A 15,504-nucleotide genomic window follows, 5' to 3' on the forward strand; every position below is an offset into this window, starting at 1 on the left:
CCATGAAGCCAGGCGAAATCATTGCCGCAGAAGGCACCATTGAACTGAATGCCGGCCAGCCGACGGTGACGATCGAGGTGGCCAATTCGGGCGACCGGCCGGTGCAGGTGGGCAGCCACTATCATTTCTTCGAGACCAATGCCGGGCTCCTGTTCGACCGCGACAAGGCGCGCGGCATGCGTCTCGATATTCCGGCCGGCACGGCGGTGCGTTTCGAGCCCGGCCAGAAGCGGGAAGTGACGCTGGTGCCGCTGTCCGGCAAGCGTGAGGTTTATGGTTTCCGTCAACAGGTCATGGGGAGGTTATGAAATGGCGACGGCGCATTATCATGGAAGCTGCCAGTGCGGCAGCGTCAGCTTCGAGGTCGATGCCGATCTCGACCATACCGTCATCTGCAATTGTTCACGCTGCAAGCGTCTGGGCTCCACGCTCGCCTTTGCGCCGCGGGAGAAATTCACCCTGCTTTCCGGTGAGGACAAGCTGAGCGAGTATCTCTTCAACAAACACAAGATCCATCATTTTTTCTGCTCCACCTGCGGCATTGAAAGCTTTGCCTATGCCGATGGGCCTGACGGTACGCCCATGGTGGCGGTCAACGCCAATTGTCTCGACGGCGTCGATCCAAGGGCGTTGAAATCGCAGGCTTTTGACGGCGCGGCGGCTTGAGCGATGGCGATGACCCGAAATAACGTCGTCATGGCGGCCATCCTCTTCAGCGTGACTGCTGGCATCTCCATGCCGGTCGCCGCACAGACCGAGCCCGATTGCAAGTCGCCGCAGACGCAGGCGGATATGACCATCTGCGCCGGCAAGGATCATGAAAAGGCCGACAAGGATCTGAACGCCGCCTATCAGAAGCTTCGCAAGCAGCTTGCCGAGCGCGACAAGACGGCCGACGCAAGCAGCAAGGGTGCGACCGACGCTCTGGTGACGGCCCAGCGCGCATGGGTGGCTTTTCGCGATGCCAACTGCGCGCTATCCGGTTTTCAGGCGCGTGGCGGCACGATGGAGCCGATGCTGATCGCTTCCTGCCTCGCCGATATGAGCAGCAAGCGCGCCGATGAATTGCGCCAGTTGTCGGAAGGCTTCTGAACGGCATGGGGCGGCGGATCATGATTGTCGGAAACGGGGAACTGCCGCCGGGTGTGGCTGGTTTCATCGATCTTTCCGACATTGTCATCCGCTTTAATGATTGCCGGTCGCTGGGCGCCGGCGGCAGCCGCACGGATGTGGTGGCTGTCTGTAATACCGGGCGGCCGGGCCAGGAGATGACGGGAGGCCGTGACTGGCGCGAGAGCGGCGGCGTGCGGCAGGCCACCGCCCTATGGTCGGTGCGCGATCCCGCGAAGTTTTCAGAAATGGAGCCGGGCATCCGCGCGCGCTGGCCGGAGCTGACCGATTTCTGCGCCGATTACACCGCCGGTTTTGCGGCAATCGCCGCGGACACCGGCAAGAGCCATATCGTCATTCCACGCGCTGTGCATGAAAGGCTCGATGTGGCGCTCGAAGCCTATGAGCCAGCGCCCTACGTTTGCCCCAGCACCGGCCTTTTTGCCATTGCCCATGTTCTCGAGAGCGTGAGCGGCGATGGTGACGAGGTGGCGATAGCCGGTTTCGGCCATCAGGGCTGGAGCGGTCATCCTTTTGCCGCCGAACTACAACTGGTCGAAGCCCTCTCAAACGAGGGCCGGCTGACACGAATTTCTCCCATATCGATTTTCTCCGCGTCCCAAGGAGCCTGAGCCCATGCCTTACAAGATTTCCCGCGCCGCCTATGCCGGCATGTTCGGCCCGACCGTTGGCGACAAGGTGCGTCTTGCCGATACCGAACTCTTCATCGAGATCGAGAAGGACCACACGACCTATGGCGAGGAAGTGAAATTCGGCGGTGGCAAGGTCATTCGCGACGGCATGGGCCAGAGCCAGGCGACACGGGCCGAAGGGGCTGTCGATACCGTCATCACCAATGCGGTCATCGTCGACCATAGCGGCATCTACAAGGCGGATGTTGGCCTGAAGAACGGCCGCATCCATGCTATCGGCAAGGCGGGCAACCCGGATACGCAGCCGGGTGTGACGATCATCGTCGGCCCTTCGACGGAGGCAATCGCCGGCGAAGGCAAGATCCTCACTGCCGGCGGCATGGATGCGCATATCCATTACATCTGCCCGCAGCAGATCGAGGAAGCGCTGATGAGCGGCGTGACCTGCATGCTGGGCGGCGGTTCCGGCCCCGCCCATGGTACGCTCGCCACCACCTGCACCGGCGCATGGCATATCGAGCGCATGATCGAAAGTTTCGATGCCTTCCCGATGAATCTGGCGCTGGCCGGCAAGGGCAATGCCTCGCTGCCGGCACCGCTGGAGGAAATGATCCTTGCCGGCGCTTCATCGCTGAAGCTGCATGAGGACTGGGGCACGACGCCTGCCGCCATCGACAATTGCCTGACGGTGGCCGATGAATATGACGTGCAGGTGATGATCCACACCGATACGCTGAATGAAAGCGGTTTCGTGGAAGACACCGTCGCCGCCATCAGGGGCCGCACCATCCATGCCTTCCACACCGAAGGAGCGGGCGGCGGGCACGCGCCTGATATCATCAAGGTCTGCGGCAACCCGAACGTCATTCCCTCTTCCACCAACCCGACGAGGCCCTATACCGTTAATACGCTCGCCGAACATTTGGATATGCTGATGGTGTGCCATCACCTGTCGCCGTCCATCCCGGAAGACATCGCGTTTGCCGAAAGCCGCATCCGCAAGGAAACCATTGCGGCGGAAGATATCCTCCACGATATCGGCGCGTTTTCGATCATTTCCTCCGACAGTCAGGCCATGGGCCGTGTCGGCGAAGTGGCGATCCGCACCTGGCAGACCGCCGACAAGATGAAACGCCAGCGCGGCCGCCTGAAGGAAGAGACCGGCGAAAACGACAATTTCCGGGTGCGCCGTTATATCGCCAAATATACCATCAACCCGGCCATCGCCCAGGGCGTCAGCCACGAGATCGGCTCCATCGAAGTCGGCAAGCGTGCCGATCTTGTCTTGTGGAACCCGGCCTTTTTCGGCGTGAAGCCGGAAATGGTGCTGCTCGGCGGTTCGATTGCGGCAGCGCCGATGGGCGACCCGAATGCCTCCATTCCCACACCGCAGCCGATGCATTATCGGCCGATGTTTGCCGCTTACGGCAAGCTGCGCACCAATTCCTCGGTCACCTTCGTGTCACAGGCGTCGCTGGATGGTGGCCTTGCCCAGCGCCTCGGCGTTGCCAAGAAGCTGCTGCCGGTGAAGAATGTGCGCGGCGGCATTTCCAAGGCCTCGATGATCCACAATTCGCTCACCCCGCATATCGAGGTCGATCCCGAGACTTACGAGGTGCGGGCGGATGGCGAATTGCTGACCTGCGAACCGGCGACCGTGCTGCCGATGGCGCAGCGTTATTTCCTGTTTTGAGGAACGGTTGCTCCGCGCTCAGATGCAAATGAGCGCGGCCAGCAGGCTCGCGATGCCGGTCATGAAAAGCCCCATCGCCGCCAGCGCCGGGATTTTGATCCTCGGTTGATCGATGATGGCGTCCGTCTCGCTGGCCAGCAAGGTTATGGTCTGCAGAAACAGGTAAAGACAGAACAGCAACGAGGCACTGAAAAAGAGGGTAGCCGGGTATACCAGCCAATCGGAGAGGTCCGGCGTCCTGTTCTTGAATGTGGCCAACAATAGGATCAGCGAAAGCCCGGCGCTGGCGATGATGCGGAAAACCGCCAGCATTTCCTTGGTCGATTCCTTGTTGCCATCCTTCATTTCGACCGCTTGCGCCACCAGGACAGCCCCAGGATATCTTTCATCAGGTAGGGCGGCTCCGTATGGCTGTTACGCTTGTCCTGAAATTTTTTCGATGAAGGCAGCCTTTCCTTTTCGGCCAGCCGCTTTCCATAGGTTTCCTGCCAGCAGGTGATGAATTCATCCGCGTGTTTGTAACCAAGTTCACAGGGCACTTTCCGGCTGAGCGCCGAGGGGCTGAGCGTTTCCACATCGATGACACGATGGGCGAAGGCGCCGACGGCATTGGCCTGCAGGGTCACGGCCTCATCAATGTACCAGGATCGCCATTCGGCAAAACTTTTGCCATCAACCTTCTCCGCGACCTTCCGCAGCAATTCGGTATCCAGTCTTTCGCAGACATCGGTTATCAACCCGGCGACGAAGCCACGCAGGTTGGAGCATTGCGGGCCGTCGCTATAATCGAAATAGGCCCTGAGGGTACTGTCGAGATGATTGAGGACGCGGTCTTTCAAAATCAATTTCTATATCTCCCTTTGGGTGCGGAATATTACTTAAAAGTGTATTTGTGTAAACTATACTTTATAGTTGTGTCAGGTGGTAAAACCGCCTGTTCGAATCTCTTTTGAGGCCGGATTTTTATGCTGCACCGCAGCGCATCTTGCGTTATGGAAACGGCAAAAGAATTCCGCGTGGATCGATCCCAAGCGATCCACGTAAAACGCCAGAACAGGAGACAAGACATGCTCGGCAAAAAAGTGCCTGCCGTAACTTTCCGCACGCGCGTTCGTGATGAAGCCGTTGGCGGCCCGAACCCTTTCCGTTGGCAGGACATGACCTCCGACGATTATTTCAAGGGCAAAAAGGTCGTGCTGTTTTCGCTGCCGGGCGCTTTCACACCGACCTGCTCGACCTATCAGCTGCCCGACTTCGAAAAGCTGGCGGGTGAATTCCGCGCGCTCGGTGTCGATGAAATCTATTGCCTTTCGGTCAACGATGCCTTTGTCATGAATGCCTGGGCCAAGGGCCAGAACCTCGAAAACGTCAAGGTCATTCCTGACGGTTCCGGTGAGTTCACCCGCAAGATGGGCATGCTGGTCGCCAAGGACAATCTCGGCTTTGGCATGCGCTCCTGGCGTTACGCCGCCGTCATCAATGACGGTCTGGTGGAGCAGTGGTTCGAGGAAGAGGGTTATTCCGACAATTGCGAATCCGACCCCTACGGCGTTTCCTCGCCGCAGAACATTCTCGAAAACCTGAAAAGCCGCGCTGCGGCCTGATTTCGGTTTCATGATTTTCTGAAGGCCCGGCAGCGATGTCGGGCTTTTCTTTTTTCTGAGGTGCTGCTTTCTCGCGCGACGGCCTCTCCAAGCTCCGTCTCAACCTTCTGAAATCGCAGCTTGAAATCACCCCGCCTATCCGTCAAAAATCACCTTCTCAAGACTGTTTCTGAAACGGATCATCCCATGCTGCGCGTCACCTCCTATCACCCGGCCGGAACCCCCGGCGACGAGCCCTCCGGTTACGTCACGCTGGCGCATGACCAGCGGCATCTGCGCCGCAAGCTGCTGCATTTGCAAAATGACGAGATGGTGATGCTGGACCTGAAAGAAGCCGTGCTTTTTGCCCATGGCGACCTGCTGGTGGTGGAGAACGGCGATCTGATCGAGGTTCGCGCGGCGGATGAAAAGCTGTTCGAAATCAAGGCCAAGGATCGGCTTCACCTGATCGAGCTTGCCTGGCATCTGGGCAATCGGCATCTTTCGGCGCAGATCGAGGAAGAGCGTATTCTCATCCTGCGCGACCACGTCATTCGCGCCATGCTGGAAGGTCTCGGCGCCACCGTGCGGGATGTGGAAGAACCTTTCCAGCCGGCACGGGGCGCCTATCACGCCCATGGTGGCCATTCCCATGGCCATGATCACGGCCACCACCATCATGACCACGGCTGAGGCGTGAGCGAGGAAAGCGGCGTCGCCGCGCTGCTGCGGCTGATGGCCTGGCTGTCGCCGGCCTTCCCGGTCGGCGGTTTTTCCTATTCCGGCGGGTTGGAAAAGGCGGTGGAGGACGGGCGCGTGCGCGATGCCGCCGGCTTGGGCGGCTGGGTGGAAACGCTGCTGCGCCACGGCAGCCTGTGGAACGATGCGGTGTTTCTGGCGCATGCCTGGCGAAGCTCGCAGGATGCCGTTGCGCTCGGCGAAGCGGCTGATCTCGGCCGCGCGCTGGCCGGTTCGGCGGAACGTTATCGCGAGACCGTGCTTCTGGGAGATGCCTTCGTTTCCGCTGCCGGCGCATGGCCGCATGCGGTTCTCGAGCTATTGCCGAAGGAGGCTCCCTATCCCGTCGCCATAGGCGCTGTGGCTGCCGGACATGGAGTGCCGCTGCGCGAGACGCTTGCGGCCTTTCTGCATGCTGGCGCTTCGCAGATCGTTTCGGCGGGTATCCGTCTTGGTGTCGCGGGACAAAAGGATGGTGTTGCCATTCTGGCCGCAAGCGAGGCGGTGATTGCGGAGGTCGCGGCACGGGCGGCATTATCCACGCTTGATGACCTCGGCAGCGCCACTGTTATCGCTGACACGGCGGCGATGCGTCATGAAACACAGGGCACGCGGCTTTTCCGCTCCTGAGGGAGGCCTGATAATAATTGGTGGAGCGAGCGGGTGCCGCGTGTCTCTTCTCCCCGCCGGGGAGAAGGTCGCGGCAGCGGGATGAGGGGGCGAGGGCAGAGATAGATCGAGAGCTAGCCCCCTCATCCGACCCTTCGGGCCACCTTCTCCCCGGCAGGGAGAAGAAACTGGCGGCACGGTTCTTGCTTGCTCTTGAAGCGTTGGTCCAAGGCTTTACGGTAGGAAATACCAAAGCATAGTGAAGGGAACAGAGTGATGAAATCGGGTAATGGTCCGCTGCGCGTCGGCATTGGCGGGCCGGTGGGTTCCGGCAAGACGGCGCTGACGGAAAAGCTCTGCAAGGCGATGAGCGCCGATTATTCCGTCGCGGTCGTCACCAATGATATCTACACCAAGGAAGATGCCGAGGCGCTGGTGCGCATGCAGGCGCTGCCATCCGAGCGTATCGTCGGTGTCGAGACGGGCGGTTGCCCGCATACCGCCATCCGCGAAGACGCGACGATCAATCTGCAGGCGATTGCCGGGCTCAATGCCCGCTTTCCCGATCTCGACGTGGTCTTCATCGAATCCGGCGGCGATAATCTTGCCGCGACCTTTTCGCCCGATCTTGCCGATATCACCATCTATGTGATCTCCGTCTGTCAGGGTGAGGAAATTCCGCGCAAGGGCGGGCCGGGCATCACCCGCTCCGACCTGCTGGTCATCAACAAGAAGGATCTCGCCCCTTACGTCGGGGCCGATCTGACCGTGATGGACAGCGATGCGACGCGGATGCGCAACGCCATGCCTTTCGTTTTTACCGATATGAAACGGGGCGATGGCGTCGATCGTATCGTCGGTTTCCTGAAAGAGCAGGGTGGTCTCTGAGCCATGAATGCAGTGCTGCGTTTCGGCCCCTATGCCGTGTCCCGGTTCGTTGATGGTGTCTACAAGGCGCCGGTCGGCCATCTCATCCACCGGCAGGGCGCGGATGCGCTGGCTGTCGTTCTCGCCGGCCTCGAGGGCGAGACGGTGGATGTGGATGTCAATTGTTTTGCGCTGTCCGGGCCCGATGGTGTGTGGCTGATCGATGCCGGTTGCGGCACGGCCTGGGGCGCCGCCTATGGCCATGCCCGCCCGGCGATGATAGCCGCCGGAATTCAGCCTGATGATGTCAGCCGTGTCATCCTCACCCATATTCACGGCGACCACGCGCTGGGTCTCATCGATGGCGACCGGCCTTATTTTCCCAATGCGGAGATATGGGTGCCCGAGGCCGATCTAGCCTTCTTCTCCAGCGCGGAGGCGCGAAAGACATTGCCGCCCGCCCGGCAGGGCGGTTTCGATCTTGCGGCGCGGCTGCTCGATATCTGCGGCGCCGTGTTGCGGCCGATCCCCATGGGAACGGTTGCCGAGGATATCGAGGCGATCGCCATGCCCGGCCATACGCCGGGGCATGCCGGTTATCTCATCGGCAATGGCGATGACCGACTGTTATTGTGGGGTGATGTGCTGCATGTGAGCGCGCTGCAAGCGGACGATCCCGAAATAGCTTTCGTTTACGATATCGATTCCGAACTTGCTTATGCGACCCGCCGTGCGGCACTAGCCGAGGCGGCCGATCATGACTGGCTGGTTTCCGGCGGCCATCTTGGCGGATTTTTCCACATCGAGCGGCAGGGCGATAGCTTCCATTTCGTGCCGCAGCCGGGCTGATTTTCCGTTTTCGGGCATGCAGAAGGGCGGGCTGCCGGCTGGCATCCCGCCCTTCGTCCTCTCCCGGTGTTTTCAGATCTGTTTTAAGGCCGCGACGTCATTGACCTGGACGATGCGGCCGCGCACCGTGACGCCTGACTTTTTCAGTGCCGAGAAGGCGCGTGACAGCGCTTCCGGCGCGAGGCCGAGCTTGCCGGCAAGCAGGCTTTTCTGGAACGGCAGCCGTAGCGAGAAGGATGTCGCATCCCGCGGGCCCTGGTTGATGAGGTAGTGGGCGACGCGTTGTGGTGCTGTCTGCAGCCGATCATTGGCGATGCAATCCATGGTCGCCAGCAGGCTGTTGGAAAGGCAGCGCATGACGGCCTTGGCGATTGCCGGTTCCTGATCGATCAGGTTGCGGATTCTTGCCAGCTCGAAACGCGCCACGGTGCAGCTTTCCGCCGCCTGTGCGCTGTAACGATAGGTGTCGCTTCCGAAGATCAGGCATTCGTTGAAGGTATCGCCGGGGCCGCTGACGCGCACATCCGCCTCGCGCCCGTGCCGGTCCAGCCGGTAAAGGCGGACATAACCCGACAGCACGCAATAAAAATGCTGCGCCGCTTCGCCTTCCTTGAAGAGGACGTGACGGGCGTTGACGTTGGTGATAGTCGCCGCCTCCATCAGCTTCAGCGCTGCCGCGTCGTCGGCAACCCCGATCAGGGGTGCGCGCAGCAGAATGTTCCTGTCCCTGTTGCTCAGCTTCACGGTCTTGTTCACGTCCATCCGGCTCCCGCTCAAACCTTTTGCCGGGCTGTCCGAAGCGATACGAAACCGGGGAAGTTCCTTCTCCCTCACGCCTATCTGCAAAGAACTCATCGCATTTTTCCTCGACCGGCAATTCCCGATGCGAGGGAGACTAGCAGTTCACCTGAAAAGCGAATTGATTTCGATCAAACAGGATTGCGGTCGTCATAGGGGCGGAAATGGTTCGTCCATTCGTGCTTATAAGCACAGGGGGAAATATGGAGCGGGCGAGTGCGACATATTTCTTCTCCCCGAGGGGGAGAAGTCCGCGGCAGCGGGATGAGGGGGCGAGGGGCGGGATATACGGAGAGGTTGCCCCCTCATCCGACCCTTCGGGCCACCTTCTCCCCCTCGGGGAGAAGAAACAAGCGGCGACGTTTTGCCCTCACGTATCAGTTAAAGCGAAACGCCGGGCAGATGGCCCGGCGTCTCAATCGTTATTCTGCAAACTTCACTCCGCAGCAAGCGGCGGCAGCCGCAATATATTACTGCCCTTGTCGCTGGCCTTATCGCCGGTGCCCTTTTCCATGCTGGCGACCCGCGCCTCCAGCGAGGAGAGCGCCAGGCTGTTTTCGTGGGCGATCTCCGAGAGTTTCTCGTTGGAGAGGGCCTCCTCCTCCACTTCTTTCTTGCCGACAAAGCGGCCGAAGAGGTGGGCGAGCAGGCGCGACAGGTCGTCCATGATGAGGAAGAAGGCCGGCACCACGATGAGCGACAGTACCGTCGAGACGATGATGCCGCCGATCACCGCAATCGCCATCGGCGCGCGGAACGAACCGCCTTCGCCGACACCGAGTGCGGAGGGCAACATGCCCGCCGACATGGCGATGGAGGTCATGATGATCGGGCGGGCGCGTTTGCGGCCTGCCTCCACCATGGCATGCACCCGTTCCATGCCGTGACGACGCATTTCGATGGCGAAATCCACCAGCAGAATGGCGTTTTTCGTCACGATGCCCATCAGCATCAGAATGCCGATGAGAACGGGCATGGAGAGCGCGTTCTGCGTGATGATGAGCGCCACTGCCACGCCACCGATCGCAAGCGGCAGCGAGAACAGGATGGTGAAGGGCTGGATGACATCCTTGAATAGCAGGATGAGCACGACCAGCACCAGCATCAGGCCAAGCAGCATGGCGTTGACGAAGCCCTGCTGCATTTCGCCCTGCACCTTGGCGTCACCGCTCTCGGCAAGGCGGACGCTTGCCGGAAGCTGGGTCTCTGCCACGATGCGCTTGAACTCGGCCGTCGAGGTATCCAGCGCCGTGCCGAAGGGCACATCCGAGCCGATGGAGACGACGCGGTTGCGGTCGTTGCGCTTGATCGAGCTTGGGCCTTCCGAATAGTCGATATCGGCGACGCTGTAGAGCGGCACGAGTGACCCGGAGGCGGTCTTGATCTTCAGCGCGCGGATGGTGGCGAGATCGCGGCGGGTGTCGAGCGAAGCCTGTACGCGGATCGGAATCTGCCGGTCATCCAGAGAGATTTTCGTCAGCTGCGCGTCGATATCGCCGATGGTGGCGACACGCACGGTCTGCGAAATCTGCTGCGGCGTGATGCCGAGGCGGGCGATTTCATCCTTGCGCGGGCGGATCTGCAGTTCGGGACGGGGCAGAGCACCTTCCGAGCTGACATTGGCGAGGATGGGCGATGCACGCAGGCGGCTTTCGAGAATGCCAACGGCGTCGCTCAGGTCCTTCTCGTTCTTTGAAAGGAAGTTGAAGGAGAGTTCGCGTTCCGCGCGGTCGTTCAGCTTAATGATGCGGACATCGGGAATGCCATGCACCTGCGCGAAAATATCCCGTTCCACATCCCATTGCGGACGTGTGCGGCCCTTTTCCTCCACCTTCGGCAGATATTGGCCGATGAGCGGAATGGAGCCGAGACCCTTGTTGACCACCAGCTTGAGCAGCGAATGGTCGATATGCTGGAGGATAACGTTGACGGTGGCGCGACGCAGCTCCAGGTCACCCTTGGGCGATGCTCCGCCGAGGATGAAGACGCTTTCCACGCCGTTGATGTCACGCAGGGCATGATAGATCTGCGTCGTCGTCCGGTCGGTTTCGTCAAGCGTCGCATTGGGCGGCAGTTCCACCGAGAGCGTGACGCGAGAGGCGTCATCCGGCGGCAGGAAGCTGCCCGGTACCTGGGCCAGAAGCATGACGGAGGCGACGAGGAATGCAATCGCGCCGACCAGCGTCAGATACCGCGCCCACCATTTGCGGGTGGTGGCAGTGACCATGCGCGTATAGGCCTTCATCAACCGGCCGTCATTGTCGTGGTGGTCGTCCATCGCGTCTTCGGCGCGCATCAGATAGGCCGCCATCAACGGCGTGATGAGACGGGCGACGGCGAGCGAGAAGAACACCGAGAAGGCGACGGTGAGGCCGAACTGGATGAAGTATTGTCCGGGAATGCCGGGCATGAACGAGACGGGCACGAAGACCGCGATGATGGTGAAGCTGGTGGCGATGACGGCGAGGCCGATTTCATCCGCCGCTTCCAGTGCCGCGCGATAGGGTGTCTTGCCCATCTTGATGTGGCGGGCAATGTTCTCGATTTCCACGATGGCGTCATCCACGAGAATACCCGTGGCGAGCGTAAGCGCGAGGAAGCTGACGAGGTTGAGCGAGAAGCCCATGATATCCATGATCCAGAAGGTCGGGATCGCGGAGAGCGGCAGCGCCACAGCGGCAATAAGGGTTGCGCGCCAGTTGCGCAGGAAGAGCAGGACGACGATAACGGCAAGGACAGCGCCTTCGATCAGCGTATCGAGTGCGGCCGTATAGTTGCCGTAGGTGAAGTAGACGGCATCGTCGACCTTCTGAATGTCGACGTCCGGATGGTCCTTTCGGACCTGTTCAAGGCTTTCCGACACGGTCTGTGCTACGGAAACCTCGCTTGCGCCCTTGGAGCGGAACACGGCGAAGGTGACGGCCGGATTGCCGTTGAAGCGCGAGAAGGACTTCGGCTCCTGATAGGTATCCGTAATCGTGCCGAGTTCGGATAGCTTGACGAAACGGCCGTTCGAAAGGGCAATGGTGGTGTTGGCAAGCTGCGAGACATCACGCGTGTCACCGAGGGTGCGGATGGTCTGTTCGTTGCCGCCCACCTGGCCACGGCCGGAGCCGAGGTCGATATTGGTGCCGCGCAGCTGGCTGTTCACCTCATTGGCGGTGATGCCATAGGCATCGAGCTTTTCGGGGCTGAGCGCCACACGCACTTCACGGTCGGCACCACCGTAGCGATCGACCTTGCCGATGCCGGATTTGCCCTGCAACGCCCGCTTGATCGTATCGTCCACAAACCATGACAGCTCTTCGAGCGTCATATTGGGCGAGGAGACCGCAAAGCTCTGGATCGCCTGGCCTTCGACGTCGATCTTGCTGACGACGGGCACTTCGATATCGGCGGGAAGGTCGCTGCGGATCTTGTCGATGGCGTCCTTGGTATCCTGAACCGCCTCTTCCGTTGGTTTTTCGATGCGGAAGACGACAGTGGTGGTGGACTGGCCATCGACCACGGTGGACTGGATTTCGTCAACGCCGCTGATGGCGGCGACGGCGTCCTCGATCTCCTTCGTCACCTGCATTTCGAGCTCTGAGGGCGAAGCCCCGCTCTGGGTCACGGTGACGGCGACGACGGGAACGTCGATATTCGGAAAACGGGTGATCGGCAGCGTGTTGAACGCCTGCAGGCCGAGCATCATCAACACGGCGAAGCCGAGCAGCGGCGCAATCGGGTTACGGATTGACCATGCGGAAAAGTTCATTTCAATCCCTCAGTCAGTTGGACGCAGCTGTCTGGGCTTCCACCGGTTTGATCCGGTCCCCATCACGCACGAATGCCCCAGCCTTCTCGACAACCTTGTCTCCAGCGGCAAGACCGCTGACAATCTCGATATAACCACCGTCTTCAATGCCGGTTTCGATCTTCACCTGCTTGACGACGTCGCCTTCCACCTTGCGGGTGGTCGAGCCTTCACGTCCGGCGGTGACGGCCGACAGCGGCAGAGCGAGCGCATTCGTCTCTTCAACGATGATCGCCGCGCTGGCATACATGCCGGAGCGCGCGGGGCTGTTTTCGGGCAGAACCACATGCACGGAACCGAGGCGCGTCGTCGGATCGACGGTGGGCGAGACGAGGCGCACCTTGCCCTCTATTTTCTCAGCTCCGCCGGCAACCGTCAAATAGGCTTTCTGGCCGACCTTCACCTTCTGGATATCGGTTTCGGACAGATCGGCGACGAGTTCGATCGCGCCATCCTTGATGACGGTGAAAAGCGGATTGCCGGCGCCGCTGGCAATTGCGCCCACCTTGGCATTCTTGGCCGAAACGATGCCGGCGACAGGGGTTTTCACGCCGGTGCGCGTCAGCTTCAGGTCGATATCGGCAATCTGCGCATCAACCACCTTGATGTCGGCCTCGCCGGCGGAAACGGCCTGGCGGGCGGCGTTGAGCTTGGCGGCGGCCACTTCGGCCTGCGCCTGGGTCTGCTCCACCTGCGAGACCGAGCCGGAGCCGCTCTGGCCAAGCTTTGCGGCGCGGTCGCGCTGGCGGTTCGCGTCATTGGCGCTCGCCTCCGCTTCCAGGACCTGTGCCTTGGCCTGGGCAACCGCAGCCTGCGCCTTGGCCTTGTTGGCCTCAAGCTGGCTTTTCTGAAGGATCAGACTGTCCGAGGAGAGGACGGCGAGGACGGCATTTGCTTCGACCCTGTCGCCGATATCCACGTTCAGCGTATCGATCGACAGGCCGTCGACCAGCGGCTGGACATAGATTTCATCGACCGGGCGGATGGTGCCCGTCGCGATGATGCGGTCCACGAGATCGCGTTTTGCGGCATGGGCAACGATGATGGAAGGCAGGTTCTGTTGTTTGACCGGTGCCTGCGCCTCTCCCTCGGCGGCTGCGGACAAGGGGAGCGCCGTTGCGGAAAGAAGAAGGAAAACAAAGCGGTTAAACGTGACTTTATGCTGCATGTGTCTTGGCTCGCGCAATATCCGCTCACATGTCCTCTAGGCTCCGGGCCGTGTCTCAAAAGGTCATGCGATGGCGAATGTGAAACAAGGGATCACAATACTTCCTTTTCGATCCTCCCGATTCAAACGCCCCTCAACGCGAATCTCAAGCACCTTTGCCTAGTGCTTTTTTTACAAGATCAAATCTGGCAGTCTTGTGGGCGGGACTGTAATTGTTGTTGTCGTACAAATCAATCCGCATAGCCGCTATGGTTGATATACATTTTTGTATAGCCGCAGATGTTGTAATTTGTATAGCCGCAGATGTTGTAATTCGTCAGAGGGGTTACCAGTGAAATTGGCGACGTGCTGATGCCTTCGAACTACCGGCGCAGTTTGCACAAGTGGCGTATTCTCGCAAAGCCCCCAAAAGAAGAGTGTCGTCAGATGGGAAATCGAGTTGAGCCAACCTCGCCGACGTCATCCTCGGGCTTGTCACTGTTTATCTGCAACGTTGTGATTTTGTTGACGTGGTTAGATCCTTGGGACAGGCCCAAGGATGACGTCGAGAGAGTTGGCGCTCTTCATGCGAGTCATAAATCAGAACGCGCGGACCTCCCGCGCGTTCCATTACTTGGACGTCACTTCGACCTACTTCAGCGCCGCGTCGGTGATTTCGGTCGTATAAGCACCCGATGGTTCCTTGGTGATGACAGGATCGGAGCCGCCGCCAAGCAGGGTTTTCACCGTGCGGTCGTAATCGGCCTTGTCGAGCGCGCCCTTCGAGCCGGCGGTGAGCTTGGCCACTTCGCCCATCATGCGCTTCTGGTGTTTTTCGGTCTGCGCGCCGGAGGCGTCGTTTTCGAGAACGATACCGGCGGCATCGTCAGGGTTTTCTTCCGCCCATTTCCAGCCCTTCATCGAAGCGCGGACGAATTTGACCATGTCTTCCTTAAACTTGGCATCCTTGAGCTTGTCTTCGAGAACGTAAAGTCCGTCCTCCAGCGTCGCCACGCCTTCCGCCTCGTATTTGAAGGTGACGAGTTCTTCCGGCTTGATGCCGGCATCGATGACCTGCCAATATTCATTATAGGTCATGGTGGAAATGCAGGCGGCCTGCTTCTGCAGCAGCGGGTCGACGTTGAAACCCTGTTTCAGAACGGTCACACCATCAGCGCCGCCGGTGGTCGGGATTTTCAGGTGCGCCATCCACGACAGGAACGGATATTCGTTGCCGAAGAACCAGACGCCGAGCGTTTTACCCTTGAAATCTTCCGGCTTGGTGATTCCGGTTTCCTTGAGGCAGGTTAGCATCATGCCTGACGATTTGAACGGCTGGGCGATGTTGACGAGCGGCACGCCCTTTTCGCGCGTCGCGAGGGCAGACGGCATCCAGTCGACGATGACGTCAGCACCACCACCGGCCAGAACCTGTGCGGGGGCAATATCCGGGCCACCGGGCTTGATATCGACATCGAGGCCTTCGGCTTCATAAAAGCCCTTGTCCTTGGCGACGTAATAACCGGCGAATTGCGCCTGGGTCACCCATTTCAGCTGCAGGGTGATCTTGTCGGCGGCCTGGGCCCCGAATGCGGTCAGGAGTGACGCGCCGGCAAGAAGCATGGATGCAAGTTTCATTTTCATCGCTGTTCCCTTTTTCG

At 60.1% G+C, this 15,504-nt stretch carries 16 protein-coding genes; 10 read left to right on the plus strand and 6 right to left on the minus strand.

Going from position 1 to position 15,504, the window contains the following annotated elements; genetic code table 11:
- The first annotated feature begins 2 nt into the window (after positions 1–2).
- Genes O8B93_RS23690 through ureC form a run of 5 tightly spaced genes read left to right on the plus strand, consistent with a single transcriptional unit; the run spans position 3 to position 3,456 of the window.
- Entirely contained in the window at positions 3–308 is a 306-nt protein-coding gene (locus O8B93_RS23690; RefSeq protein WP_063948241.1) for an urease subunit beta, read from the plus strand.
- Position 309: 1 nt separating this feature from the next.
- Positions 310–666 carry a GFA family protein gene (locus O8B93_RS23695; RefSeq protein WP_010972298.1) on the plus strand — a complete coding sequence of 119 codons (357 nt, stop codon included), beginning with the start codon at positions 310–312 and terminating at the stop codon, positions 664–666.
- Positions 667–669: 3 nt separating this feature from the next.
- Positions 670–1,092 carry a lysozyme inhibitor LprI family protein gene (locus tag O8B93_RS23700; RefSeq protein ID WP_269712283.1) on the plus strand — a complete coding sequence of 141 codons (423 nt, stop codon included), beginning with the start codon at positions 670–672 and terminating at the stop codon, positions 1,090–1,092.
- A gap of 5 nt (positions 1,093–1,097) precedes the next feature.
- On the plus strand, positions 1,098–1,742 hold the full coding sequence (locus tag O8B93_RS23705; RefSeq protein WP_269712284.1) for a Urease operon accessory protein: 645 nt from the start codon (positions 1,098–1,100) through the stop codon (positions 1,740–1,742).
- Between the two features lie 4 nt (positions 1,743–1,746).
- Positions 1,747–3,456 (plus strand): urease subunit alpha, encoded by a 1,710-nt coding sequence (gene ureC / locus O8B93_RS23710; protein WP_006699554.1) that lies wholly within the window; start codon positions 1,747–1,749, stop codon positions 3,454–3,456.
- 18 nt (positions 3,457–3,474) lie between these two features.
- Here ureC and O8B93_RS23715 read toward each other — a convergent pair whose 3' ends face one another.
- Positions 3,475–3,819: a hypothetical protein gene (locus O8B93_RS23715; protein ID WP_269712285.1), complete on the minus strand. Its 345-nt coding sequence runs from the start codon at positions 3,817–3,819 to the stop codon at positions 3,475–3,477.
- A complete protein-coding gene (locus tag O8B93_RS23720; RefSeq protein ID WP_269712286.1) occupies positions 3,798–4,301 on the minus strand; it encodes a hypothetical protein in 504 nt (167 codons plus the stop codon). The genes O8B93_RS23715 and O8B93_RS23720 overlap by 22 nt, the downstream gene beginning before the upstream one ends.
- 222 nt (positions 4,302–4,523) lie before the next feature.
- On the opposite strand from O8B93_RS23720, the gene O8B93_RS23725 reads away from it, so the two are divergent.
- From O8B93_RS23725 to aidB, 5 genes are all read left to right on the plus strand, one after another.
- Positions 4,524–5,060: a peroxiredoxin gene (locus O8B93_RS23725; protein WP_010972294.1), complete on the plus strand. Its 537-nt coding sequence runs from the start codon at positions 4,524–4,526 to the stop codon at positions 5,058–5,060.
- A 186-nt stretch (positions 5,061–5,246) separates the two neighbouring features.
- The gene (gene ureE / locus O8B93_RS23730; RefSeq protein ID WP_269712287.1) at positions 5,247–5,732 is read left to right on the plus strand and encodes an urease accessory protein UreE; all 486 of its coding nucleotides are present in this window, start codon (positions 5,247–5,249) and stop codon (positions 5,730–5,732) included.
- 3 nt (positions 5,733–5,735) lie between these two features.
- Entirely contained in the window at positions 5,736–6,407 is a 672-nt protein-coding gene (locus O8B93_RS23735) for an urease accessory protein UreF (protein ID WP_269712288.1), read from the plus strand.
- Positions 6,408–6,662: 255 nt separating this feature from the next.
- The gene (gene ureG / locus O8B93_RS23740; protein WP_003520595.1) at positions 6,663–7,274 is read left to right on the plus strand and encodes an urease accessory protein UreG; all 612 of its coding nucleotides are present in this window, start codon (positions 6,663–6,665) and stop codon (positions 7,272–7,274) included.
- Between the two features lie 3 nt (positions 7,275–7,277).
- A complete protein-coding gene (gene aidB, locus O8B93_RS23745) occupies positions 7,278–8,102 on the plus strand; it encodes an AidB family quorum-quenching N-acyl homoserine lactonase (RefSeq protein ID WP_269712289.1) in 825 nt (274 codons plus the stop codon).
- Between the two features lie 72 nt (positions 8,103–8,174).
- On the opposite strand, the gene O8B93_RS23750 is transcribed toward aidB, so the two are convergent.
- From O8B93_RS23750 to O8B93_RS23765, 4 genes are all read right to left on the minus strand, one after another.
- Entirely contained in the window at positions 8,175–8,864 is a 690-nt protein-coding gene (locus O8B93_RS23750; protein ID WP_269712320.1) for a Crp/Fnr family transcriptional regulator, read from the minus strand.
- A gap of 472 nt (positions 8,865–9,336) precedes the next feature.
- Positions 9,337–12,657: an efflux RND transporter permease subunit gene (locus O8B93_RS23755; RefSeq protein WP_269712290.1), complete on the minus strand. Its 3,321-nt coding sequence runs from the start codon at positions 12,655–12,657 to the stop codon at positions 9,337–9,339.
- A 13-nt stretch (positions 12,658–12,670) separates the two neighbouring features.
- On the minus strand, positions 12,671–13,864 hold the full coding sequence (locus tag O8B93_RS23760; protein WP_269712291.1) for an efflux RND transporter periplasmic adaptor subunit: 1,194 nt from the start codon (positions 13,862–13,864) through the stop codon (positions 12,671–12,673).
- 630 nt (positions 13,865–14,494) lie between these two features.
- Positions 14,495–15,487 carry an ABC transporter substrate-binding protein gene (locus O8B93_RS23765; RefSeq protein ID WP_269712292.1) on the minus strand — a complete coding sequence of 331 codons (993 nt, stop codon included), beginning with the start codon at positions 15,485–15,487 and terminating at the stop codon, positions 14,495–14,497.
- Positions 15,488–15,504: the final 17 nt, after the last annotated feature.

The organism is Martinezella rhizogenes (assembly GCF_027460065.1).
GTDB classification, from domain to species: Bacteria; Pseudomonadota; Alphaproteobacteria; order Rhizobiales; family Rhizobiaceae; genus Agrobacterium; species Agrobacterium rhizogenes_C.